This is a genomic window from Mucilaginibacter pocheonensis (assembly GCF_031456535.1).
In the GTDB taxonomy this organism is placed as follows: Bacteria; Bacteroidota; Bacteroidia; order Sphingobacteriales; family Sphingobacteriaceae; genus Mucilaginibacter; species Mucilaginibacter pocheonensis.
Genome location: NZ_JAVDUU010000003.1, coordinates 852,003 through 877,952, shown reverse-complemented (window position 1 = coordinate 877,952; position 25,950 = coordinate 852,003). Strand labels below are relative to the sequence as shown.

22 protein-coding genes are annotated in these 25,950 nt (G+C 40.5%); 15 read left to right on the top strand and 7 right to left on the bottom strand.

The genetic code is table 11. From position 1 onward, the window contains the following. The first annotated feature begins 72 nt into the window (after nt 1-72). Together J2W55_RS17020 and J2W55_RS17015 are read left to right on the top strand one after the other, a co-directional pair. Nucleotides 73-696 (top strand): ABC transporter ATP-binding protein, encoded by a 624-nt coding sequence (locus J2W55_RS17020; RefSeq protein WP_310098252.1) that lies wholly within the window; start codon nt 73-75, stop codon nt 694-696. Beyond that, nucleotides 696-1,805 (top strand): hypothetical protein, encoded by a 1,110-nt coding sequence (locus J2W55_RS17015; protein ID WP_310098250.1) that lies wholly within the window; start codon nt 696-698, stop codon nt 1,803-1,805. Before J2W55_RS17020 ends, J2W55_RS17015 begins: the two co-directional genes overlap by 1 nt. A gap of 93 nt (nt 1,806-1,898) precedes the next feature. Here J2W55_RS17015 and J2W55_RS17010 read toward each other — a convergent pair whose 3' ends face one another. Further along, on the bottom strand, nt 1,899-2,318 hold the full coding sequence (locus tag J2W55_RS17010) for an acyl-CoA thioesterase (RefSeq protein ID WP_310098246.1): 420 nt from the start codon (nt 2,316-2,318) through the stop codon (nt 1,899-1,901). Nucleotides 2,319-2,446: 128 nt separating this feature from the next. Between J2W55_RS17010 and J2W55_RS17005 the strand changes: the two genes are divergently transcribed. From J2W55_RS17005 to J2W55_RS16975, 7 genes are all read left to right on the top strand, one after another. Continuing rightward, nucleotides 2,447-4,249, top strand: coding sequence for a M61 family metallopeptidase (locus J2W55_RS17005; RefSeq protein ID WP_310098243.1), 1,803 nt, complete (start codon nt 2,447-2,449; stop codon nt 4,247-4,249). Nucleotides 4,250-4,357: 108 nt separating this feature from the next. Further along, complete coding sequence (gene rpsO / locus J2W55_RS17000) at nt 4,358-4,636, top strand: 30S ribosomal protein S15 (RefSeq protein ID WP_112571906.1); 279 nt, start codon at nt 4,358-4,360, stop codon at nt 4,634-4,636. Nucleotides 4,637-4,763: 127 nt separating this feature from the next. After that, nucleotides 4,764-6,899, top strand: coding sequence for a polyribonucleotide nucleotidyltransferase (gene pnp / locus J2W55_RS16995; RefSeq protein WP_310098240.1), 2,136 nt, complete (start codon nt 4,764-4,766; stop codon nt 6,897-6,899). 162 nt (nt 6,900-7,061) lie between these two features. Further along, on the top strand, nt 7,062-7,334 hold the full coding sequence (locus J2W55_RS16990; protein WP_310098237.1) for a hypothetical protein: 273 nt from the start codon (nt 7,062-7,064) through the stop codon (nt 7,332-7,334). Between the two features lie 638 nt (nt 7,335-7,972). Further along, entirely contained in the window at nt 7,973-8,641 is a 669-nt protein-coding gene (gene rpe / locus J2W55_RS16985; protein ID WP_310098233.1) for a ribulose-phosphate 3-epimerase, read from the top strand. 183 nt (nt 8,642-8,824) lie between these two features. After that, entirely contained in the window at nt 8,825-9,892 is a 1,068-nt protein-coding gene (gene serC / locus J2W55_RS16980) for a 3-phosphoserine/phosphohydroxythreonine transaminase (RefSeq protein ID WP_310098230.1), read from the top strand. Nucleotides 9,893-9,990: 98 nt separating this feature from the next. Next, the gene (locus J2W55_RS16975; RefSeq protein ID WP_310098227.1) at nt 9,991-10,941 is read left to right on the top strand and encodes a D-2-hydroxyacid dehydrogenase; all 951 of its coding nucleotides are present in this window, start codon (nt 9,991-9,993) and stop codon (nt 10,939-10,941) included. Nucleotides 10,942-11,470: 529 nt separating this feature from the next. On the opposite strand, the gene J2W55_RS16970 is transcribed toward J2W55_RS16975, so the two are convergent. The 4 genes from J2W55_RS16970 to J2W55_RS16955 all read right to left on the bottom strand — a co-directional run bounded on the left by J2W55_RS16970 (nt 11,471) and on the right by J2W55_RS16955 (nt 16,188). Continuing rightward, nucleotides 11,471-12,871, bottom strand: coding sequence for an MBL fold metallo-hydrolase (locus tag J2W55_RS16970; protein ID WP_310098223.1), 1,401 nt, complete (start codon nt 12,869-12,871; stop codon nt 11,471-11,473). A gap of 136 nt (nt 12,872-13,007) precedes the next feature. After that, nucleotides 13,008-14,840, bottom strand: coding sequence for an ABC transporter ATP-binding protein (locus tag J2W55_RS16965; protein ID WP_310098220.1), 1,833 nt, complete (start codon nt 14,838-14,840; stop codon nt 13,008-13,010). 28 nt (nt 14,841-14,868) lie between these two features. Continuing rightward, nucleotides 14,869-15,402, bottom strand: coding sequence for a hypothetical protein (locus tag J2W55_RS16960; protein WP_310098217.1), 534 nt, complete (start codon nt 15,400-15,402; stop codon nt 14,869-14,871). A 9-nt stretch (nt 15,403-15,411) separates the two neighbouring features. After that, complete coding sequence (locus J2W55_RS16955; protein ID WP_310098215.1) at nt 15,412-16,188, bottom strand: SAM hydrolase/SAM-dependent halogenase family protein; 777 nt, start codon at nt 16,186-16,188, stop codon at nt 15,412-15,414. Nucleotides 16,189-16,290: 102 nt separating this feature from the next. On the opposite strand from J2W55_RS16955, the gene J2W55_RS16950 reads away from it, so the two are divergent. From J2W55_RS16950 to J2W55_RS16935, 4 genes are all read left to right on the top strand, one after another. Then, nucleotides 16,291-17,250 carry a PhoH family protein gene (locus J2W55_RS16950; protein ID WP_310098212.1) on the top strand — a complete coding sequence of 320 codons (960 nt, stop codon included), beginning with the start codon at nt 16,291-16,293 and terminating at the stop codon, nt 17,248-17,250. A 107-nt stretch (nt 17,251-17,357) separates the two neighbouring features. After that, complete coding sequence (locus J2W55_RS16945; protein ID WP_310098209.1) at nt 17,358-18,302, top strand: phosphoribosylaminoimidazolesuccinocarboxamide synthase; 945 nt, start codon at nt 17,358-17,360, stop codon at nt 18,300-18,302. 53 nt (nt 18,303-18,355) lie between these two features. Next, nucleotides 18,356-18,733 carry an STAS domain-containing protein gene (locus tag J2W55_RS16940; protein ID WP_310098206.1) on the top strand — a complete coding sequence of 126 codons (378 nt, stop codon included), beginning with the start codon at nt 18,356-18,358 and terminating at the stop codon, nt 18,731-18,733. 22 nt (nt 18,734-18,755) lie between these two features. Beyond that, nucleotides 18,756-19,670, top strand: coding sequence for a ribonuclease Z (locus tag J2W55_RS16935; RefSeq protein WP_310098203.1), 915 nt, complete (start codon nt 18,756-18,758; stop codon nt 19,668-19,670). A 149-nt stretch (nt 19,671-19,819) separates the two neighbouring features. Here the strand turns inward: J2W55_RS16935 and J2W55_RS16930 are convergent, their stop codons facing one another. Both J2W55_RS16930 and J2W55_RS16925 read right to left on the bottom strand, forming a co-directional pair. Further along, nucleotides 19,820-20,764, bottom strand: coding sequence for an MlaD family protein (locus J2W55_RS16930; protein WP_310098200.1), 945 nt, complete (start codon nt 20,762-20,764; stop codon nt 19,820-19,822). Nucleotides 20,765-20,835: 71 nt separating this feature from the next. Further along, nucleotides 20,836-21,771 carry an N-acetylmuramoyl-L-alanine amidase family protein gene (locus J2W55_RS16925; RefSeq protein ID WP_310098197.1) on the bottom strand — a complete coding sequence of 312 codons (936 nt, stop codon included), beginning with the start codon at nt 21,769-21,771 and terminating at the stop codon, nt 20,836-20,838. Nucleotides 21,772-21,823: 52 nt separating this feature from the next. On the opposite strand from J2W55_RS16925, the gene J2W55_RS16920 reads away from it, so the two are divergent. Together J2W55_RS16920 and J2W55_RS16915 are read left to right on the top strand one after the other, a co-directional pair. Then, complete coding sequence (locus J2W55_RS16920) at nt 21,824-24,688, top strand: putative LPS assembly protein LptD (RefSeq protein WP_310098194.1); 2,865 nt, start codon at nt 21,824-21,826, stop codon at nt 24,686-24,688. A gap of 6 nt (nt 24,689-24,694) precedes the next feature. Then, nucleotides 24,695-25,930: a competence/damage-inducible protein A gene (locus J2W55_RS16915; RefSeq protein ID WP_310098188.1), complete on the top strand. Its 1,236-nt coding sequence runs from the start codon at nt 24,695-24,697 to the stop codon at nt 25,928-25,930. The last annotated feature ends 20 nt before the right edge of the window (nt 25,931-25,950 follow it).

The following is a 25,950-nucleotide window of genomic DNA, read 5'->3' as shown; positions in this document are numbered from 1 at the left end:
GGGGATGCGCATTTACCTTTCCTTTGTAACAAAGATTATCTCTTCTTTATCAAAACACCTATGCTGCAATTTATGAAATTCAAAAAACTGTATGGCGGTTTCCCGGCATTAAAGATTGATGGATTATCCATCGATCCTGGCATATACTGGATAAAAGGAGTGAATGGTTCGGGCAAAAGTACTTTGCTTAAATCAATTGCGGGTATATTATCTTTTGATGGCGATATATTGCTGGATAATAATATCAGCATAAAAAAACAACCGGTGGCCTACCGCAAACTGGTAAATTTTGCCGAAGCTGAGCCCATATTTCCTGAATTTTTAACCGGCAAAGAAATGATCGCGCTGTTTGCACAAGCCAAAGACGCGCCGGCAGGGCAGGAGCAGCACTACATTAACACCATGCAAATGCAGGCTTATGTGAACCGCCCGCTGGGTACTTACTCCAGCGGTATGCTCAAAAAACTTTCGCTGGTGTTGGCTTTTATGGGCAAGCCGAAACTGATTCTGCTTGATGAGCCATTGATCACTATTGATACCGCGTCGCTAACGATACTCAACACCTGGATTGCTGAAAGATACCGACAGGAAGGGACAAGTTTCCTGCTGTCATCGCACCAGGCGCTGGAGCATGCGGAGTTGCCGGCGGCGCGTGAATTATTGGTTGAGGAGCAAACCCTGAAATTTATTTCATAATGCGCCAGCCATTATCCAATGTATTGATAAAGGTATTTGGTAACGGTTTTTACCAGGTACATGCGGCTATACTGTTATTTGTATTTTTTGTAATGATAGGCGCGGTACCGGGTAATATGCTTATTACTTATCATAAATCATTAATGCTGGGCATGACCAGCAGCCCAATGATGTTATTACTGGTAGCAGGTGTTTGGCTTTTGTATGTATTTAAAAGCTGGCATTATGTTACCGGGCAACTTTTAACTGCCGATAAACAATTTTTGTTTTACAGCAGCAATTCATTGAGCAGATATAAGCAATTGGCTGGCTGGTGTTATGCGCAAACTTTTATTATGCTGCCTGTGCTCATCTATGCTTTATTAGCCGTTGGGGTAGGCATAAGTCATCATTATTATATATTACCGGTGGCCATCATGGTGTTTTTAACGGGCATCATCTGGTGTAGCGCAGTTTTATATGTACACATGTTAAACCGTTTGATTGAGGGCAGCACGCAGTCGGTATTGTTAAGGTTAACGGGCAAATGGCGCAAGCCTTATTTCAGCGTGTATATATATCATGTTTTCGACAGGCTAAAGGCGCCTTATGTTATTACCAAAGCAATATCGTGGTTAATAGTAACCGGGGTATTTTATTTGTTTGCAGATGTGAGAAGCGATCTGCGCGTTGCCGGCATTGCCATACTGGCAGTAATAACCGCGCATGTGGTACTCATTTTTGAAGAACGCCGTTTTGAAGAAACCCAGCTAAGTTTTTCGCGTAACCTGCCTTACAGCAGATTTAGGCTATTTTTAAATTTTACCGTGATTTACTTCTGTTTGCTGCTGCCAGAGACTATCTGGCTTTTTAGCAGGTTTAACCTGCTTATGGCAGCGGAACTATTGTTTGCGGGGCTGAGTACAGCCATGTTGTTCCATAGCCTGCTATATTGGTTTGGCTTAAATATGGAAAAATATATTCAATGGATATTGGGCCTTTTCATGGTACTGTTTTGGGTTATTATGTTCCACTTACTATGGTTGCTGATACCACTTAACCTGATAGTGGCTTATTTGTTTTTTTATAATAACTACTATAGGTACCAGGGAATGATGAGTAAGGAGTAGGTGAGTGGTTGGAAAAATTAACAAATAATTTAATGAAAAATCCTGAATATCCGTTAATCAAAAAACTCACTATTCACTACTCATCACTCCCTACTATATCAAATATTGTTCAATTATATCTTCCGGTATCTTAACTCCCCGGCCGGTGGTCATATCAATCATGGTATAATCAAACCAGCCGTCGCAGCTAATTTTATTGGTGCCCTTGTTGGTAATAGTAAACTTTACCCGGCAGCCTTTATCGTCAATGCTTTCTATGCCGGTTTTTACAATGAAGTAGTCGCCCATGGTTAAGGCGCGTTTATAGTCAACGTGGGCTGTGCGTACCACCCAGCCAAAGCCTCGGTCCATGAACTTTTCCATAGCCATGCCATAGCAGCGCTCCATCTGATCATACCTGGCGGCCAGCACATAATCAAAATATTTGCTATTATGCACATGCTGAAACATATCAATGTCATCGGGGCGTACGCGGAATTCGGTCTCAAAAGTGGAGTAAGCGGGAGTGTCCATGTGGCAAATATAATGAGTGCCGGTCAGATTGTTTAAAACTGAGAAATTGTTTGTTGATTTTACAAAACCTGCTGTGGTTTATCAATACTATCATTGTAATTTTTATCTTCGGGAAACTCCTTATTGCCATGAAAATACTTCGTAAATTCCTGTTGCTTGTTTGTTTATTTTCAAGTATTAGTGCAATTGCGCAGCAGCAAGCTGTAAATATGCAATACACCGTTTCTATGGAACAAGCGGCCGATCATTTTTACCATGTAGAATTGACAAGCAAGACGAAAGGAAAAACGCTCGATTTTAAGATGTGCGCCTGGACGCCAGGATATTACCAGTTACTTGATTTTGCTGGTGCTGTTCAAAATTTTAGGGTTACCAATAATAAAGGTACAGCCATTAAATGGGATAAGCCATCCAAAAATGTTTGGCGGGTTTATAGTAATAATGCACCTTTGTTAAAAATTTCATACGATGTTAAAGCCGTAGTTGCTTTTGTGGGTAATGTTTACCTTGATGAAACAAGGGGTTACATTACACCCGGCGGTTTGTTTATGTACCTTGATAAAGAACTGCACCACCCGGTTACCGTACAGATGAAACCTTACAGCAAGTGGACCAATATGGTGGCTACAGGTTTAGATACCATTCCCGGCAAATACCATGTTTATAAAGCTGACGATTTTGATGTATTGTATGACAGTCCTTTCCTTATGGGCAACCTTGAAGTACTGCCGCCATTTACCGTAAAAAACAAGCCGCATAATTTTATCGGTTATCAGCTCCCGGCTTTTGACCGGCAGGCATTTATGAACGACCTGAAGAAGATAGTTGAAACGGGCAGCAATATTATTGGCGAAATACCATACACGCATTATACCTTTTTATCAATAGGTGCAGGTGGCGGCGGAATTGAACATTTAAATTCTACCTCACTAAGTTTTAGCGGCGGCGAGGGTTTTAATACGCCCGAGGCCAGAAAAAAGCTATACAATTTTATAGCGCATGAGTATTTTCATCATTACAACGTAAAGCGCATAAGGCCAATTGAGCTGGGCCCGTTTGATTATTCAAAAGAAAACCATACCAATATGCTTTGGGTATCGGAAGGATTTACCGTGTATTATGAATACCTGATAGTAAGGCGTGCCGGTTTAATGACCGATGAAGATATGCTGGGCGATTTTCAAAACAACATCCGGAACTATGAAAACAAGCCCGGACATTTATACCAGTCGGCTACACAATCCAGCTATAACACATGGGCCGACGGACCTTTTGGCGGCACTGATGACGAAATGAACAAGACAATTTCGTATTATGATAAAGGCCCGGTACTTGGCTTAATGCTTGATTTTAGTATACGCCATGCCACCAAAAACAAAAAGACGCTTGATGATGTAATGCGATTGCTTTATTACAAATATTATAAACAGGTAAAACGTGGTTTTACAGAGCAGGAGTTCAGGAACGAATGCGAAAAGACAGCAGGCATGTCATTGCCCGAATTGTTTGAATATGCCTCAACCGTTAAACCACCCGATTACCCAAAATATTTCGCTTATGGCGGACTTAAAATTGATACCACAGCCACTACTGAATTTGACGCCTGGACCGGTATTAACGTGAGGCAACAGCGCGATACGCTCAGGATAACATCTGTTGACTGGAATTCACCAGCCTGGAATAAGAACATCAGGGGCGGAACCAAAATATTGACCGTTAATGGTACCCCGGCAACACTCAGTTTACTTAATAAAACGCTTGAATCAAAAAAGGAAGGAGATACGCTAACACTCGGACTACAAAAAGGAGATATAAAGCAGGATGTAGCTATAATTTTAGGAAAGAAACACGAAAAAACATTCGCTATAACCCCAATACCACACCCTGATGCACTGCAGGCAGCTATTTACAAAAGCTGGATAGGTAATTAGGTAAACATATGCTTATTCAACTTGCTAAATCCCTTGCAAATATGAAACACTAACTGTATCTTTGCACCTCAAATAATTAATCATTCACGCTTTAATATTATTCAAGTAATGTATTTAGGTAAAGAGGCAAAGGCAGAGATCTTTGCAAAACACGGTAAATCAGCTACAGACACAGGTTCTGCAGAAGGACAGGTAGCTTTATTTACTACCCGTATTGCACATTTAACCGGGCACCTGAAAAAAAATAAACATGATTTTTCAACCCAGTTATCACTTCAAAAATTGGTAGGTAAACGCCGTGCATTATTGGCATACTTATACAAAAAAGACATTGAAAGATATCGTGCTATCATCAAAGCTTTACAGCTAAGGGATATCATTAAGTAATTCTCTCATTTTTTATTTAAAAGCCATCCTGAACTAAGAGGATGGCTTTTTTACTTTTGAAACAATATTCACATACATAAAACCGATGCGCTCCGAAAGATGAAAAGGGCATCACAAACAAAAAAAGATGAGTTTAAATGTAATTAAAAAGGTTATTGATTTAGGTGACGGCCGCACCATTGAGATCGAAACCGGTAAGCTGGCCAAACAAGCTGATGGCTCTGTAGTTATTAAAATGGGTGATACCATGTTATTGGCTACGGTTGTATCGTCGCCCGAAGCGAAAGAGGGAGTTGATTTTTTACCCCTTTCTGTTGATTACCAGGAAAAATACGCAGCCACCGGACGTATCCCGGGTGGTTTTTTACGCCGCGAGGCCCGTTTATCAGACTATGAGGTTTTAATTTCACGTTTGGTTGACCGTGCTTTGCGCCCAATGTTCCCTGAAGATTATCATGCTGATACCCAGGTAATGATCTCCCTGATATCTGCAGATAAAGATATTATGCCTGATTGCCTTGCCGGTTTGGCAGCATCTGCGGCTTTAGCCGTTTCTGATATCCCTTTTAACGGACCTATATCTGAAGTTCGCGTAGCTAAAATTGATGGCCAGTTGGTAATCAACCCAACCTTAAGCCAGCTTGAAAAAGCAACCCTGGAGTTTATTGTTGCCGGCAGCGAGCATGATATCAACATGGTTGAAGGTGAATCAAAAGAAATTCAGGAAGCTGAACTGGTTGAGGCTATTAAATTTGCGCACACTGCTATTAAGTTACAGTGTTTAGCTCAAAAAGAGCTGACCATTGAAGTTGGTAAATCTGAAAAACGTGTTTACAGCCACGAAAACAGTAATGAAGAGCTTAAAAAAGCTATTTATGCTGCAACTTATGACCAGGTTTACGCTATCGCTTCTTCTGCATCTGCAAAAGACGAGCGTTCGGCTAAATTTAAAGAAGTTCGTGACGCTTATATCGAAACCTTAGGCGAGATAGATGATGTTACCAAATTCCTGGCAAAAAAATACTATCACGATGTGGAGTATGATGCTATCCGTAACCTGGTATTAGATGAAGGTAAACGCTTGGATGGCCGTACAACTACCCAGATACGCCCTATATGGAGCGAAGTTGGTTATTTGCCATCTGCTCACGGTTCGGCGGTATTTACCCGCGGCGAAACGCAATCATTAACCACCGTTACTTTGGGTGCTAAGGATGATGAGCAAATGATTGATGGCGCGTTCATCAACGGATACCAAAAATTCCTGTTGCACTATAACTTCCCTGGTTTCTCAACCGGCGAGGTTCGTCCGAACAGAGGTGCTGGTCGCCGCGAAATTGGCCACGGTAACCTGGCTATGCGTTCATTAAAACAAGTATTGCCGTCTGAGGATGAAAATCCTTATACTATCCGTATAGTATCTGACATATTAGAATCAAACGGTTCGTCATCAATGGCTACGGTTTGTGCCGGTACATTGGCGCTTATGGATGCAGGTGTTAAAATTAAATCGCCGGTATCAGGTATCGCCATGGGATTGATCACCAATGAAATGGGTACTAAATATGCTATCCTTTCTGATATTCTTGGTGATGAGGATCACTTAGGTGATATGGACTTTAAAGTAACCGGTACCGCTAACGGTATTGTTGCTGTTCAAATGGATTTAAAGATCAATGGTCTGTCATACGAAGTACTTACCAACGCCTTAAACCAGGCTAAAGAAGGCCGTTTGCATATTTTAGGCGAAATGGCTAAAACCATTACTCAGCCCCGTGAAGATTACAAGCCACACGCGCCACGTATTGTTACCATTAAAATTGATAAAGAATTTATTGGTGCAGTTATAGGGCCCGGTGGTAAGATTATCCAGGAAATGCAGCGCGAAACAGGTGCAACCATTTCTATCGAGGAAAAAGACAACCAGGGTATTGTTCAGATATTTGCCGACAACAAAGCATCTATCGACCAGGCGCTTTCACGTATCAGAGCCATTGCTTCAAAACCCGAAGTTGGTGAAATATATGAGGGTAAAGTAAAATCAATTATGCCATTTGGTGCATTTGTTGAAATTATGCCGGGTAAAGACGGATTGCTGCACATATCTGAAATTGATCACCGTCGTATTGAAAAAATGGACGGCATATTTGAAGTAGGAGATGAGGTGAGGGTGAAACTACTTGATATTGATAAGCAAGGAAAATTAAAGCTTTCAAGAAAAGTATTATTGCCAAGGCCTGAGTCGCCGAAGGCTGAAAATTAATTATAGAATTTTAAATAACAAAACCCTCTTTCCGAGGGTTTTGTTATTTAAATGATTTACTGAAGTTTTTTTAAAAAAATAAAACAAAATCAACCTGTCTGAGCTTTATAATAGTTAATAGATAGTTGTAAAACCATAAGTCCGATCCTGCTTGAAAAAAAAATGACTCCTTCTACGAATGATCCTTTAGATTTTCTGAACAATAATCCGCATGGGATACAGTCGGGCTCACAGACTGATTTGGTTCAGTTATTGTTATATGAGATCATAAGGGTTAAAGATTTAATAGTATACTATGACTCCATTCCCAATGGAGGCGGACAACTTGGCTCGTCAATTTTGAACGAGCTGGTATCAGAGGCCTACAGCTCCCTTGTAAATTATGATACCATACTGATGAAAAAGTACTATGACCTTCTGCTTAACTGTGATTAAATTGGGGTGCTCGAAAAAGACGCAATAAACAAAATTTCTTTTCTTAATATATGCCCCGCTAAGTGATGGTCAAGAATCTGTTATGATCCAAAACGTATATTATTTGTCATTCTATCGCTCAGGATGACAAGCTTTACATTTTACACCTCACATTTTTGTCATGCTGAACGGAGTGAAGCATCTTCTTCCATAGAAAAGCCGATACTCACAGGGCGAAGAAGATCCTTCGCTATCGCTCAGGATGACAAGACTTTGTATTTTATTTTAATATTTTATAACGCACACTTTGTCATGCTGAACGGAGTGAAGTATCTTCTTCCCATAGCAAAACCTGTGCTCAGCAGGGCGAAGAAGATCCTTCGCTATCGCTCAGGATGACAACACTTTTATGTTTTACATCCCCTTTTTTTACATTCCCTTGTCATGCTGAACGTAGTGAAGCATCTTCTTCAACAGAAAAGCTGGTACATAGCAGGGGGAAGAAGGTCCTTCGCTATTGCTCTGGATGACAAACTTTTGGCTATTAAAATCACACGTTGCCATGCTGAAATGGCAATAGAAGAGTGGAGCACCAAAAAACTTTACACTAAATTTATAACTCCCCCTTTAGGGGGTTGAGGGGATTACTATATTTGCATATGAATCATCTTATAGCACCATCAATTTTAGCTGCCGATTTTGCCAACCTGCAACGCGACCTGGAAATGATTAATAAAAGCGATGCTGATTGGGTGCATGTTGATATTATGGATGGTATGTTTGTACCCAATATATCTTTTGGTTTCCCCGTGGTAAATGCCGCAAAAAAACACGCTACCAAACCATTGGATGTACATTTAATGATCGTTGATCCCGACCGGTATTTAAAAGCTTTTAAGGATGCGGGGGCTGCCGGCATTACAGTGCATTACGAAGCTTGCCCGCATTTACACCGTACCATACAGGCCATTAAAGAACTGGGTTGCAAAGCAGGGGTGGCCCTTAACCCGCACACACCGGTTACGTTGCTGCAAGATATTATTGCCGACCTTGATCTGGTTTTGATCATGTCAGTAAACCCGGGTTTTGGCGGACAAAAATTTATTGATAATACTTACAAAAAATTAAAGGACCTTAAGGAACTAAGCAGGCAAAAAAATCCAGGTCTGTTTATTGAAGTTGATGGTGGAGTTGACCAGCATAATATTACAAAACTGGTTGATGCCGGTGCAAATGTGCTGGTTGCGGGCAGTTCTGTGTTCTCGTCGGCCGATCCGGCCACTACTATAGCTCATCTTAAATATCCCGAAAAGTTATTACAATCGTAATAAAATACCTTATCTAAAAAGGATTTATTTACAAATTTGCAATCAAAGGGCTTTTTGTTGATTAATTGACATTTTAAAATAAATGTAAATAAACTCTATATATTTTGTCAAATTAATTAACTTCGGCCCAACTAAATACAAAGTTCCTAATCGTGTATTCAGAACCTACAATTCGTTAATTATATGAAACATAATTTTGGTGCCGGACCAGGCATTTTACCTCAGGAAGTTTTAAAACAAGCTGCTGAGGCGGTAATCGATTTTAATGGTACAGGGTTGTCATTGTTAGAGATCTCTCACCGTTCAAAAGAATTTGAGGCAGTTTTGGATGAAGCTGTGAGTTTGGTAAAAGAATTATTCAATGTTCCTGAAGGTTATTCGGTGTTATTTTTACAGGGAGGTGCAAGCACGCAATTTGCTATGGCTCCGTATAACCTGTTGCCTTCAACCGGCAAAGCCGCGTACCTTGAAACCGGTGTTTGGGCAAATAAAGCCCTGAAAGAAGCTAAATATTTTGGAGAGGTTGAAATTGTAGCGTCGTCAAAAGAAAGCAACTTTACTTATATCCCTAAGGATTATACCATACCTGCTGATGCTGCGTATTTTCACATCACATCAAACAATACCATTTATGGTACACAGTTGCAGGAATTTCCAGCATCACCGGTACCGGTAGTTTGTGATATGTCGTCAGATATATTCAGCCGCAAGGTTAACGTTGCTGATTTCGGTCTTATTTATGCAGGCGCGCAGAAAAACATGGGCCCTGCCGGTGTAACGTTGGTAATAGTTAAGGACGATCTGCTGGGTAAAGTTGACCGTAAGATTCCTTCTATGTTTAACTATCAAACGCAAATTGAAGGCGGTTCCATGTATAATACTCCTCCATGTTTTGCCATTTACGTATCTATGTTAACGCTTAGGTGGTTAAAGGCTAAAGGCGGAGTTGAGGCCATTGAACAGGAAAACATTACAAAAGCAAGAGTATTGTATGACGAGATTGACCGCAACCCATTGTTTAAAGCCGTTGCTGCTGTTGAAGATCGCTCAAACATGAACGTTTGCTTTGTGATGGAAAACGCTGAGTTGGAAAAACCTTTCCTTAAACTATGCGACGAAAGAGGCATAGTTGGTATTAAAGGACACAGGAGTGTTGGTGGTTTCCGCGCATCTATATACAATGCATTGCCAATAACCAGCATTTATGTGCTGATTGATATCATGCAGGAATTTGCTGAAAATAATAAATAATTTATATGGTTCATCAGTTCATTTGTTCAATGGTTCATTAGTATTTAATGAAGCACACCAATGAACAAGTGAACAAGTGAACCAATGACTTTAATAAGATGATCAAAATATTAGCTAACGATGGTATCGATCCGATAGGCAAAAAGTTGCTGGAAGATGCTGGTTTTTTTGTTGATACCAACAATATCCCCCAGGAAGAGCTTCCTGAAAAGTTAAAAAATTATGATGCTATTACTGTACGTAGCGCCACTAAAGTACGTAAAGCATTAATTGACGCCTGCCCCAACCTTAAAGTAATAGGTCGTGGTGGTGTTGGTATGGACAATATTGATGTTGAATATGCCAGAGAGAAGGGATTAAGTGTTTACAACACACCGGCATCATCTTCATTATCAGTTGCCGAGCTGGTATTCGGCAGTTTATTTGGTGCTGTACGCTTTTTGCCCGATAGCAATCGCAAAATGCCGGTTGAAGGTGCTACCAATTTTAACGGTTTAAAGAAAGCTTATGCCAAAGGCGTTGAGCTTCGCGGTAAAACTTTGGGTATTGTAGGCTTTGGCCGTATCGGCAGGGAAGTAGCTAAAATAGCTATTGGTGTTGGTATGGATGTTTTGGCCTATGACCTTTTTGATTTTAACCCTGAACTGGATATTGTTTTGGGGGGCGGTACCACTGTTAAGGTTTCGGTTAAAAAAGCCACTCTTGATGAGATCATCACCACTGCTGATTTTATTACATTGCACACGCCATTTATTGATAAAGCCCTTTTAGGTACTGAAGAACTGGCTAAAACAAAAAAAGGTGTTGGACTGGTAAACATATCTCGCGGTGGCCTCATTGACGAGCTTGCTTTGATAGATGCGTTAAACAGCGGACAGGTTTCATTTGCCGCTCTTGATGTTTTTGACAACGAACCTACTCCACGCGAAGAAATATTAAAGCATCCAAAAATTTCCCTGACCCCGCATATTGGCGCAGCCACTAACGAGGCCCAGGAACGCATAGGTGTGGAGCTTGCAAGCCTGATCATTGATCACTTTAATAAATAACTAAACACGAGGTTTATAATTTAATGCAAATGGCACGGATCCTTGAGGGTTCGTGCCATTTTGCTTTAGGCAGGTGTATAAAGAAACACTGTAAAGCCGCTAACTTTGAAAGTGGAATAACACAAAAAAGCCTGTCATCCTGAGCTTGTCGAAGGATAGCGGGGAAAGGCCCCTACGCGCGCCCTTCGACAAGCTCAGGGTGACAGGCCCATCCACCTATGGGTAGCGAGTGAAGCATGCTCTTTAAAAGAAAAGTTGTCGTTAAGCCTGGCGAAGAAGATCCTTCGCTATCGCTCAGGATGACAACATTCCCCGCGCGTCATTGTGAGGTACGAAGCAATTGCGAACTACACAGGGCTGCCATGTAATGCCAGGGTTGCCGAGCGGTCGCTCGCAATAGCATAAAAGCAAGCCGTCATGGGTAGCGCAGCGAAGTATCTATTCTGCGATAAGCCTGTTGAAGAAGATCTTTCTATGTGCTCAGAGCGACAAGTTTTTTGAATATAGAAACTCGCGGGGTTCCCTCAGGTTAAAGCATATAAGCTACGTCCTTCTCTGGTATGGTAACTGTATAGCCGTTTTGTTCCAGGTCAGTGGCCAGCAATTGCATGCTTTCGGCCTCGCCGTGTACCAGGAAAACGTTTTTTAGTTTTGACTTGTCCTGTTGTTTTATATTCTCCACCAGGTCGTTGTGATCGCCATGGGCGCTCAGTACATCAGTTTGTTTAATGGTGGCGTAAACGGCCAGCTCACGGTCTTTAATGTGAACAATGGAGTCGCCGCGAAGTAAACGGTGACCTAAAGTACCCTTTGCACAGTAACCTATAAAAAGGATGGTGCAGTAATAGTTCTGTATATTATAAAAAAGGTGATCCTGTATACGCCCGCCTTCCAGCATACCGGCCGATGATATGATGATGCAGGGCTCGTAATAATTGGAGATCTGCCGGCTATCCTTCAAATTTTCAACATAGGTAAGGTTATCAAATTCAAACTCATCGCCTTTATCCTTGTAAAAATCCTGTGCTTCCTGGTTCACGTGGCTGTGGTATTTTCTGAAGATACCCGTTGCCATGGTGGCCATAGGGCTATCAACAAATACCTTCACCTGGGGCAATAAGCCTTCGCTAAAAATTTTATTCAAAGAATATACCAATGACTGGGTACGCCCTATACTGAATGCCGGGATAATGAGGCGGCCCTGTTCCTTAATGCAAGCCTTATCAATAACATCGATGAGTGTTTGTTCAACTGATTTATCTTTGGTATGATAACGCCCCCCGTAGGTGGACTCTGAAACCAGGTAATCAACCGGAGGTAAAGTTTGCGGATCATTCAGCACCGGGTAATGCTTACGGCCGATATCTCCCGTAAAGGCAATTGATTTTTCTTCGCCATTCTCGGTTATTTTTAGTACAGCCGCCGCGGCTCCCAGCAAATGACCAACGGGAATAAAAGTAAGCTCAATATTCCCATTGATACGAAACGGCCTGTTGAAACCAATGGTCACAAATCGGTCAACCGTATCCATTACGTGTTTTTGTAAATATAACGGTTGCGGCCCACCGCCTGCATTAAATTTTCCCCTGCCGCGTTTTCTGTTGCCTTTATTGGCCTTGTTCATAAAAATGCTAACGGAATCAAGCAACAATAGTTCGGTAAGGTCGGCAGTAGGAGGGGTACACAATATCTGGCCGTTAAAGCCAAGCCTAATAAGCGTAGGTAGATTACCCGAATGGTCAATATGCGCGTGAGTAAGTATTACAACATCTATATCTTCAGGGCGAAAAGGAAAATTTTCATTTGATTGTATGCTGCGATCTTTCTCATAGTCCAATCCGCAATCCACCAAAATCTTATATCGGTCAACCTCCAGCAAATGCATGCTGCCGGTCACCTGCCGGGCCGCCCCGTGTATAGTTAATTTCATTTTTGTACGTTGTACGTATTACGTTGTATGTTTTTTTGAGCTTACGTATTACGTTTATAAAGTAGTGTGTTTTTTTGTTAAAATAACAGATTATTTACCATTTTATAGCGTATAATTTGATATTTAAAGCAAAATTTTAGCTGTTTTGAGCGTCAAACTGCAACTGGTTCAAATAGCGGTAAAGTCCCTGTTCATTACTGATCAGTTCCAGGTGGTTACCGCATTCTATGATTTCGCCTTTCTCCAGGACAATGATCTTATCTGCCTCGCGGATGGTTGAAAGGCGGTGCGCTATGATAATGGAGGTACGATCTTTCATCAGTTCTTCCAAAGCTTCCTGAACCAAACGTTCTGATTCTGAGTCAAGTGAAGAGGTAGCTTCGTCCAGTATCAGTATCGAAGGATTTTTGAGCAAAGCCCTTGCTATGGCTATACGCTGGCGCTGGCCGCCCGATAGTTTAACACCACGCTCGCCTACAATAGTTTCATAAGCCTCTGGAAACGAGGAGATAAACTGATGCGCATTGGCCCTTTTAGCGGCTTGTATAATATCTTCCTTTGAAGCGCCAAGTCTGCCGTAAGCAATATTCTCTAATATCGATCCGCCAAAAAGCATTACGTCCTGAGGCACAATAGCTACCTGGTTACGGATATCTGTAATAGAAAAATCAGATGCGGGGCGGCCATCAAACAAAATAGTACCATTTTGCGGGTGATAAAACTGTAGTATCAAAGAAGCCATGGTTGATTTGCCCGAACCACTTGGCCCAACAATAGCAACCCGCTGGCCAGCTGTCGCGTCAAAAGAAATCCCCTTTAAAACGGTAAGCTCTGAACGCGAAGGATAGGCAAAAACCACATTTTCAAAAGCAATATCGCCTTTAATTTGCTGGTCAACCTGGTTGTTGTTTTCAACCATTTGTATGTCTTCACCATGTTCGGCCAGTATTTCTAATACGCGCTCACTTGCACCAACAGCCTTTTGCAAATTGGCATACAAATCAGGAAAGGTGCCCATAGCTGCGCCTACAAATATAGAGTACATGATAAAGGTGGTAAGATCGCCCACCAAAATCTCATGATTACTAACCAATACTGAACCATACCATATTACTCCTACAAATGTGCCAAACAAACAAAATACAATAAATGAAGCAAATACACCGCGGAATTTGGCTCCTTTAACAGCTATATTAACTACAGAGCGTAAAATTTTATCATAACGCGTAGCCTCATAAGCCTCATTTACAAATGCTTTAACATTGGCAATGCCTTGTAAGGTTTCTTCAACAATAGTATTTGATTCGGCCAGTTTATCCTGTGCTTGGCGTGATAGTTTACGTATATATCTTCCGAAAAATACGGCAAATCCCACCAGAAAAGGCAGTATAGCCAACAAAGCAAGGGTTAACTTAATAGATACCACTGCAAGCAAAATAACGCTGCCGACCATGATAACCAGCTGTCTGATAATTTCAGCAAAGGTGGTGGTCAGTGTATCCTGTATCTGCGATAAATCTGCTGATATACGGCTGTTCAGTTCACCAACACGGCGGTTGGCAAAAAAGTTCATCGGCAGGGTGATCAATTTAAAATAAGTATCGCGCCTGATGTCAGCCAGCGATTTTTCGGCAACCTGTACAAACCAAACTACTCTGAAAAAAGACACAAAGGCCTGCCCGAATAATAAGATGAAACCTGCAAAAGCTATGGCATTTAAACTATGTGGTAAATAGCTGTTTGGATATTTGCCTTGTGCGGCATCGATCAAAGCTCCTAATATTTTGGGGAAAGCAAGCCCCACCAGGCTTGATATAAACAAAAATATCAACCCGGCTATGAATTTGCCCCTGTAAGGTTTTATGTAGGTGAGCAGTTTACGAATGTTCTGTATGCTCTGTCTGTTTATTTTTGCTTTGGGTAATTCTGTCTCAGCTTTAGCGCCACTGTTCAGTCGTCCTCTTGCCATGTATGCTTGGTGTAGTTTGGGTGCAAAATTACACCTTAACTTTACTTTTTTTGTTTAAAAGAAATAAAATTGACGCAAGCATGAGAACTATTATGATAATATAATTACGTTGCGAACTTTGTTTTTGTTCCACAGCTTTCTGAAAGTCTGCTTTTAACTGTAAATTTCTTTGCCGCAATTTGTTGATGGTGGTCATGTAGCCCTGGTTAATGCTTTCCGCTTCCTTTGTATGATTTTGAATCTGCCTTTGTTGGAAGGCGCGGTATTCCAGCAGTATCTTGAGCTCTTTGTAAATATTGTCGTCAGTTTTAACAATATCCATCAAAATATTATTTGACCGACGTATATCATTTTTGGTTTGCAAGCCAAATATCCCCGAATGTTCATTTAAGCTTTGCTGATACTGTCCAAAACGCTGCTTGCGCATATCAAGCATCCCGTTTATCTTTTTTCGTTGCAGTTGGTAAGCAATAGAATCGGCACTTATCTGAGAATTTGTTTGAGCATAAAGCATGCCCGTACCCCAAAAGCAAAATAAATAAAGCAGAATGATCTTTTTCATATTTAAAACCTATTGAAACTCAATAATCACCTTGTCGTTAAGGTTTAAACCCAATAAACCGCTGGCGTTACCCTTATTTATGGCTATTTCCAGGTGATCACTTATACCAAAAAGACAAAGTTTTTCGCCAACCGGCACTTCATTATAGTGCCAGCTTAAATGGTTAATTGTTTCGTTACGCTTAAAATTTAATACAAACCTGCGCCCCTGCTGTACATTGTTAAAAAACTCCTTGGTAATATTGGTTATTACGTTTTGAAATGAATCAATATAAATAACCACACCTTTTATCAGATTTTTTTCAATAACAGGCTGTAAATTCATTTTGTTTTCGATGTCATGAACAGGTATGCCTATCTCGGTTAACTTGCCTCCCTGCGCCAGATGACAAGCGGCTTTGACAAAAATATCGGCCAGTGGAAAATGTAAGAATTTAAGATCCTGCATGATATTGATCTCAACAATTTCTTCAGGATCCTGATCAAACATCAGCGAAAAAATACCATTGTCGGCACCAACAAAATAATGTTTCTTGTATCTTACAGCAAGATATTTTGTATGGTCATTGTAAACGGTATCAATACCAATGAGGTGTACAGTGTCTTCGGGGAAGTAATAAAAACTGTTCTTTAATATAAAAGCGGCCTGCTGTACGTTAAAGGCGGCAACGCTATTGGTAATATCAACAATATTAACTGAAGGTAATAATTTGTAGATGCTGCCTTTGAGTGCAGCCTGGTAAATATCTTTATCGCCCAAATCAGTAGTTAATGTTATTATTGCCATTAATTTTATAAATATTTATTGCTAATCTTGTAGTAGCATTTGAAGCTACAAATATTCAATTTTTAATTCATAAAAATCTGTAACTAAAAAATCAAATTAGTATTGAACGAACTAAAGTTATCAATTGAAAACGTAAATCCGGCAGTATTGTGGGGGCCAAATAATGATCATTTTGAGATCATTAAGAAACAATATCCTAAGCTTAAAATAGTTGCCAGGGGCAGCGAAGTTAAAATTCTGGGTGATGATCACGAACTGAATGTTTTTCAGGAAAAATTCGATCACCTGCTACAACATGTAGAGAAGTTTGAAAACCTGAATATTACCGATCTTGAGCGAATACTCGGGTCAAAAGTAAGCAGTGCACCGTCAACCGATCCGGTGACCGATAAATTTGCAAGCGGCGAAGTGATTGTTTTTGGCCCAAATGGTGTAATGGTTAAAGCACGTACGGCCAATCAGCGTAAAATGGTTGACTGTATAAATAAAAGCGATATACTTTTTGCTATAGGTCCTGCCGGTACCGGTAAAACATATACAGCTGTTGCGTTGGCGGTACGGGCTCTCAAAAATAAGGAGATCAAGCGGATCATTTTAACAAGGCCTGCTGTGGAAGCAGGGGAGAACCTCGGGTTTTTACCAGGCGATCTTAAAGAAAAGATAGATCCTTACCTAAGGCCTTTGTATGACGCGCTGGATGATATGATACCGGCAGAAAAATTAAAGTTTTACCTGGAAAACCGTACCATTGAAATAGCGCCATTAGCCTTTATGCGCGGCCGTACACTTGACAATTGTTTTGTGATACTTGACGAAGCGCAAAATGCTACAGATATGCAACTCAAGATGTTCCTGACCCGTATGGGGCCATCGGCTAAGTTTATCGTTACGGGGGATGTTACCCAGATAGATTTGCCTAAGAAACAACAATCGGGCCTGCATACAGCCCTGCGCATATTAACTGATATTAACGGAATTGAAATTGTTTACCTGAGCGGCGAAGACGTAGTAAGACACAAGCTGGTACGTAAAATCTTGGCAGCTTACGGGGATATACAATAAAAGTTTAGTATCAGGTAATTAGTATCAAGTATCAGCACAGAGTTTTAATCTGTTGCCCGGAACTGTAAATACTAACCACCTGATACTAATTACTTGATACTAAAAGAATGAACGCGATAAAAGAAACTCATTTTAACTTACCGGGCCAAACTAATTTTTATAAAGGCAAGGTACGTGATGTTTATACTATAAATAATAAGTATCTGGCTATGGTTGTTACCGACCGTATTTCGGCCTTTGATGTGGTATTACCCGAAGCTATTCCTTATAAGGGCCAGGTTTTAAATCAGATAGCGGCCCGTTTTTTGGAAGCTACTGCCGATATTGTGCCCAACTGGGTAATAACTGTTCCCGATCCGAGTGTTACCATCGGTCGTATTTGCGAACCTTTTAAGGTTGAAATGGTAATTCGCGGGTATTTAGCAGGTCACGCTTGGCGGGAGTATAGCGACGGGAAAAGGCAGGTTTGCGGTGAAAGCTTACCTGAAGATTTGAAAGAGAACGATATACTGCCAACACCCATTATTACACCCACTACCAAAGCATCTGTTGGGCATGATGAAGACATATCAAAAGCAGAAATATTAAAACAAAATATCGTATCGGCCGATGATTATGCAAGATTGGAAGCTTATACCCAGGCGTTGTTTAAACGCGGAACTGAAATAGCCGCGAAACAGGGACTGATATTGGTTGATACCAAGTATGAGTTTGGTAAAGTTGATGGCCAAATTTATCTGATTGATGAGATACATACGCCTGATTCATCAAGGTATTTTTACAAAGAAGGCTATGAGGAACGCCAGCAAAAGGGTGAGCCCCAAAAACAACTCTCTAAAGAATTTGTAAGAAAATGGCTGATTGAGAATGGTTTTCAGGGTAAGGAAGGTCAGGTAGTACCGGTTATGACACCTGAAATAGTAAACTCCATATCAGAACGTTATATTGAACTTTACGAGCAAATTATAGGTGAAGTATTTGTAAAACCAGATAATGCAAGCGTGTTGAACAGGGTAGAAACCGGGATTATTGAAGCGCTTAGGAATTTGTAATTTTTAATTACAAGTAAAATAATCATATCTTAGCTTTTTAATATTTAGGAAGAATGAAATTTACTGTCGATAAGCACGAGAAATATATTTTAGTGAAGCTAAATGAGCCCAAATTGAACTCATTGGTAACACCTCAGTTAAAATCTGAGTTGATATTGATTAACACCGAAGGTCAGCGTAATATAATTCTTGATCTTTCGCAGGTGAAATTTGCAGATTCTTCGGGCTTAAGCAGTTTGCTGGTTGGCCATCGTTTATGTAAAAATGCTTCAGGCTTATTTATCCTGGCAAGTTTAAACGACGCTATTGCCCGTCTTGTCACCATCTCGCAATTGGATAACGTACTTAACATTGTTCCTACAGCCGAAGAAGGCATCGATCTTGTTTTTATGGAGGAGATTGAAAAAGAACTGAAAAAAGAAGCAAGATAACCCTTATGATTGTTTACCCTTTATGAAATTTGAGGTAACAATACTTGGGAGCAGTTCGGCAACCCCTATTTTTAACAGAAACCCAACATCGCAGGCACTTAACGTTAATGAACGTTTGTATTTGATTGATTGTGGCGAAGGCACCCAGCAACAAATGCTGCGGTTTGATATTAAATCCAGCCGCATTGACCATATATTTATAAGCCACCTTCATGGCGATCATTACCTGGGCTTGATTGGCCTGCTTTCATCTATGCACCTCAATGGTCGGAAAAAAGCGCTGCAGCTTTTCGGTCCGACTCATTTAAAAGAGATTATTGATATACAACTTAAATATTCGGAAACAACTTTACAGTTTCCGCTTGAATTTGTTGCAACTAATGCTCAAAAGGCCGAAGTGATCGTAAATAATAACGATATCATTGTAGAAACCATTCCCCTGGATCATCGTATAGAGTGTTGTGGATTTATTTTCAGGGAAAAGAAGCGCCTACGTAAGCTGATAAAAGAAAAACTGGAAGAACTAAATATCCCTGTGGAATACTATACAGCCCTTAAAAGAGGGAGCGATTATACATCAGCAAATGGTGTAGTGTATAAAAATGAAACTTTAACGGTTGACTCCAATGTTCCAAAAGCTTATGCTTATTGTTCAGATACCATATATAATGAGCAATATTTTAATCAGATAAGTAATGTAACATTGCTTTATCACGAGGCAACATTTTTAAATGATATGCTTGACAGGGCGAAGGAAACACATCACACCACTGCTTTACAGGCAGCTCAGATAGCATTAAAAACCAATGCGAAAAGATTATTGATCGGCCATTTCTCAGCCAGATATAAAACGTTAAATGAATTGCTTGATGAGGCCCGGAGCGTTTTTCCTTTAACTGAACTGGCCATTGAAGGCAAAACATTTAATATTGAGTAAGTAAGGGGGAAATACTGAAAAGGTTAGCCTCATAAAAAAAGCAAACGATATTGTCGTTTGCTTTTTTTATGACTAAGTGATTTGAATCTTTGTTTCAAAGAACCCCATTTGAATAAGAATCCGTTCCCAATCCTAACCCCAAACAATCCTTAATCTTTTTTACCGCCAAATATTGAAAAGCTTACATATCGTTTGGGATGTGCCTTCAGATCAATAAACAAATTGTTAAGATTGTTTGACGCATCCGTAAGATTTTTGTACATCGTTTCGTCATTAAGCAATAAACCCATTGATCCCTGGCCATTGTTGATCTTAGTGATCGTAGCCTGCAGATCGGCCATAGCTTTGTTGGCGTTATCAAGTGTTTGTTTAATATTAGCGGCAGCTATATCATTGCTCACCTTTTCAAAATTAGCACTCATGCCGTTAATATGTGCTGTGCTGCTCTTCAAGCTGCCCGAAACAACTTCAGCATTTGAAAGTATCCCGTTGATGTGGCCCGATTGAGAAGCCACCAGGTTGTCGATCTTTTTAGTAGTACCTTCGAGTGTTTGCAATGAATTTGCAATGCTCATAAAGCTACGGTCTACATTTTTCTGAAAATTAGGATTCAGTATCTTGTTTATAGCGGCCAGTGATGAATCCATTTTTGATATCAGCATTTCGGCCTTTTTCTGAATAGGTTGCAGGCTTTCGGCCAGGCTACCCTGTATATCTGCCCGTAGAGTGTCTTTATCATCAGCGGGTACTTTACTGTTTCCCAGTTCAAAAACAATGGCTTTACTGCCCAACAGATCGGTACTTGATAGCTTAGCCAGCGTATTATTTGGTATAACGTAGTCAGGATCAATTTTGAACTCGACAATAGTATGACCGTCGGGCTGTAGTTTCATGCTTGATACCCGCCCAATCTGAAACCCGTTAACCAATACCGGTTTTGCTACGGCAAGCCCTTCCACGCTCTTATAAACCGCATAATATTTATTTGAGCCTGAAAAAACATCATTTCCGCGCAAAAAGCTGTATCCCAATATCAATATGGTAATTGCAATAGCTGTAAGTGCACCTATTTTAGTTTCGTTTGAGATTTTCATTAAGTAGAATTGTTATGGGGTTTAAGTAGTTTACTGTATTTAGTGCTTTTATGTTTACGTTTAATAGTGAATTATCGCGACACTAATTCCATCTCTTTTTTATAAGTTGTTAAAGCCCTAACAATGGAAGCCACAATTTCGTTTTGCCCATCTTCAGAATTTAGGTACTTTTCATCATCGGGGTTATTTATATACCCGGTTTCCACCAATACCGATGGCATGGCACTATGGCACAGCACATATATACTCTGTTCCCGTATACCTTCGCTTGGTCTTTGGTCTGTTTGTACAAACTCATTATTAATAAGATTTGCAAGATTTATGCTTTGCTGACGGAATTTTCGTTTGTACTCATTGGTCAGAATAATGGTAATAGGATCATTAGGATCTAAACCGGCATTCATTTCAGAGTCACCCTCTACCTGGTTGGCCTTTATTTCATTTTCTGCTTCCCTTGTACGCTTTAATCCATACACCAGCACCAAAACACCTTTACCGGAACGATCGGGTACCGAAGTTGTTTTATAAACCGGTTTATGGCGTTTGGTGCCCACTCTTCTGGTTACCCGCCTATCGGATAAAGAGTTACAATGTAACGAGATGAAAATATTTCCTTTGTTTTCATTGGCTATTTCAGCACGTCTTTCAAAGGAAACATCATCTTCTGTAGTACGGGTCATTACAGCCTTTACATCGGTCATATCTTTTTCTATTGCTTTTTGCAATTTAAACGCAATGGCAAGCGTTACATTCCTTTCAGAAGAGTATTCGCCTGATGCGCCATGTGAAAAATGACCCGTTGAACTTGAAGGTTTACCGCCATGACCAGGATCAATAATAATAGTTTTGATCTTAAAGCCAGTGCTGGCTACAACGGTATCTTTATTTAAATTATTAGTTATAGTATCTTTTTTTATGAAACCATAAGAAGTAACCGGAAAAAATGAAAGGAGTGTCAGTAATACCGATAAACTATAAATCAATCTTTTCAATGCCCTATTTTTCATTATTTTTGAACGCTGTTAACTTTATCTGCAAAAATACTATTCATAATCAACTTTGAAATTTACAACCTTCTTTTTTCTGCTTGCAATTATTTTAACGGTAAGTGTATTTTTTGCCGAAAGCAAAGGTACATCACATAAACGATATAGCAGCAAATCTGTTGCAGATACTATTATAAAACTTGATTCTGTAAAGGACAGCAAGCTGTTGAAATTAAAGAAAAACAAACAAATAACTCCCACTGGAAATGCTATTAATGCCGAAGGCAAAGGTTTAAATAAAGATTTTAACATAAGCGCGGCTACGGATACAGTTATCAAACGTGATACTTCCAAAAACAAGAAGGCCATTAAAGGTAAAAGTGACACTACTATCCGGAGTAAAAATCCCGCCGCTCAAAATGACACTACAAAAAAAGGCGACGGCCCGGAATCTGAAGTAAAGGCGGTAGCAGAAGATTCGACCCGCAATGATTTTGAACACAATATTTTATACCTCTATGGCCGCGCCCGTGTAACCTATGGTGATTTTGAGCTCGATGCCGATTATATAAAGGTTGATCAAAAAAATCACGTCATATTTGCCAGGGGAAGTATTGATCCACGTACCAAGAGGTATGTTGGCAGGCCAATATCCAAGCAGAAAAACGATAAGCCGGTATCATCAGATTCGCTGCTGTTTAATTATGAAACCAAAAAAGGTAAACTTTACAACCCGGCATCAGAGCAGGATGGTAATTTTATATCGGGCGGGCAGGCCAAAAAGCTAAATGAAACAGAGGTAGCTTATCGTAATGTGATCTTTAGCACCTGCGATCTGCCATATCCCGATACTCATTTCGGTATAGTTATAACCCGCGGAATTGGCGAAAAGAACAGGATTATATCCGGGCCTGCATACCTGGAGATAGAGGGGGTTCCTTTACCTTTAGCCATACCGTTTGGCTTTTTTCCCAAGCCTAATCAGCGAACATCAGGTGTGATACTGCCTACGTTTGGTGAGGATCAGCAATTAGGGTTCAAGTTGTCGAATTTTGGCTACTACCTGGGTTTTAATGATTATATTGATCTTACAACAACGGCCACCGTATATTCAAAAGGCTCGTATGAGCTGAACAGCGTAATGCGGTATTTGAAGCGGTATAAATATACCGGCAACCTCGCGCTAAGTTTTGGATCGCATAAATACGGTTTGCCCGGTGATCCGGCCGCTAAGGATATTCATATAGACTGGACACATTCGCAGGATGCCAACGCCAACCCCGGGTCAACGTTCAGCGCGTCAGTAAATGCGGGTACATCCGGCTATTTTTCCAGAAATCCGTCGTCATCAGGTTATAACCCCGTAACCGCAGCTCAAAGTAGTTTGCGTTCAAGTATCTCCTATGGTAAAACGTGGGCCGGAACACCTTTTAACCTCAGTGTAGGTCTTTCGCATAGTCAGGATATAGCGCGCAAAACAATTACGTTAGAGCTGCCAACCGTTGCTTTTGGTATGTCGTCAATAAACCCCTTCGATTCAAAGGACAGGGTTGGCGAACAAAAATGGTATCAAAAAATTACGCTTAGCTATAACATGACAGCCACAAATAAGGTAAATGATGTGCCTGAGTCGCAATTGTTTAAAAGTGAAACCTTATCCAAACGTTTGCAAAATGGCTTTCAACATCAAATACCAGTAAGTTTAGGTTTAAATGTGCTTAAGTATTTTCAGTTTAACAGTAGTGTAAACTATACTGAACGCTGGTATTTTCAAAGCATAAACAAACGTTTTGAGCGTGGAAGCCTCAGTAATTCAGACCAGTTAATTACTGATACCATCCCAGGTTTTAAACGCGCGGGCGAGTATAGCTTAAGTACGGGTTTGTCAACTAAATTATACGGGCAGATAAATTTTAAACATGGAAATTTAAAAGCTATACGGCACGTAGCAACTCCGTCAATTAGCTTTGGTTATCGTCCCGACTTCTCAGACCCGAGCTTTGGATATTATAAGACGGCGGTGAGTAACGCCACCATACCTTATCCTTATACCTATCAAAAATATTCTATTTTTGACGGAGCGGTTTATGGCGGTCCTTCACCCGGAAAACAGGCCGGACTTAATTTTAGTTTAGATAACACCATTGAAGCAAAGGTAAAAGCCAAAAGCACCGACACGTCAGGAGTGGACAGGAAGATAACCATTTTACAAGGCTTATCTTTTTCAACCTTTTACAATTTCGCGGCCGATTCAATGAAACTTTCGCCCATTACCTTTTCGGGCCATACCGCTATTTTTAATCAAAAGCTTAATATTAGTTTCCAAGGTAGTTTAAATCCGTATGTAGTAAGGATACGTGATTCTATCCAAAACAATGTTATCCAGAAATACGCTGTTCCTATCAATCGTTATACCTGGCAGGATGGTAAATTTCCGCAATTAAGCAATATTGGTATATCCATGAGTGGCAGTTTAAATTCAACCAGGGCCCAGGCACCTGCAACACCGGGAACAAACACATTGCAAAATATGAACTCGCAGCAAGCCCAGCGACTGGCCCTGGTGAATAGTGACCCCAATGCTTATGTTGATTTTAATGTTCCGTGGAATATTTCTTTTAATTACAGTTATAGCTATAGCAATTCTAATAATAATATTTCAACGAGTAATACCGTACAAATTACCGGCGATGTTAATGTCACGCAAAAATGGAAGGTGCAATACTCAACCAACTATGATATTAAAGCCGGTAAGTTGGGTAGCGCCACCTCTTTTTCTATATATCGCGACTTGCATTGCTGGGACCTGTCGGTTCAATGGATCCCTTTTGGCTACTTAAAATCATACAATGTTACATTAAAGGTTAAGTCAACTATTTTGCAGGATTTAAAACTGAGCAAGCGAAACGATTATATCAATAACGGAACTTTTTATTAATTAAAAATGCTGGCAGAAATTATAACCATAGGCGATGAAATACTTATAGGTCAAATTGTTGATACCAATTCGGCCTGGATGGCAACCGAGCTTAACAAAATAGGAATTCGTGTTAAACAGATCTCTTCAATATCTGACGATAGGGAACATATTTTAAAGGCCCTGGGTGAAGCGGCGGGTCGCGCAAACATTGTTTTTATTACCGGCGGCTTGGGCCCAACCCAAGATGATATCACTAAAAAAACACTGGCCGAATATTTTGGCGTAGGGTTGGTTGAAAACACGCAGGCGCTTAATAATGTAAAACAGATCTTTGAAAAATACAATCGCCCATTGCTTGAGGTTAACAGGCTGCAGGCTTATGTGCCGGCAAATTGCGAGATTATATTAAACCATAACGGCACCGCCCCAGGCATGTGGTTTAGCCACGAGGGGGTTATTTATGTTTCAATGCCTGGAGTACCCTTCGAAATGGTATACATGATGGAAGGCGAGGTACTGCCTAAGTTAAAATCAACCTTAAAACTTCCGGTAATTATCCATAAAACTCTTTTAACTGTAGGGGAGGGTGAATCGTTTTTAGCCGAGCGTATAGCAGATATTGAAAATGACCTTCCGCCTGATATTAAGCTGGCTTATTTGCCTAAGCCCGGCATGGTACGCCTGCGACTAAGCGCATTTGGCGACGATGAATCAGTTTTACAGCCAAAGGTTGACGGTTTTGCAAACAGGATAATTGAGCGCATAGGCAACGTTTTCGTAGTCGATCAGGATATTGCTATCGAAAAGGCAATACTTGATAAAATGGCGGCAAAGGGGCTTACCCTGTCAGTGGCCGAGAGTTGTACTGGCGGTTATCTTTCTCATCTTTTTACGCAACACGCGGGCTCATCTGCAGTGTTTTTAGGCGGAGGGATAACTTATTCGAACCAGTTGAAGGAAAGTATTTTAGGTGTAAAACACGAAACACTTGACCAATTTGGCGCTGTTAGCGAAGAAACGGTAACAGAAATGGTTGAAGGTGCATTAAAAAACTTCAAATCAGATTTTGCCGTAGCAATAACCGGAATTGCCGGGCCGGATGGCGGAACTGCTGATAAACCTGTTGGTACTGTGTGGGTTGCAGTTGCCGGCGGGCAAAAATTGTTAATAAAGAAATTCACATTTGGTAACAAACGCAGGCAAAACATTGAACGAAGTGCTGTAATGGCTTTATCAATGTTGAATACTTTACTCACATAAATTGCGAAGTAAGATCGAAA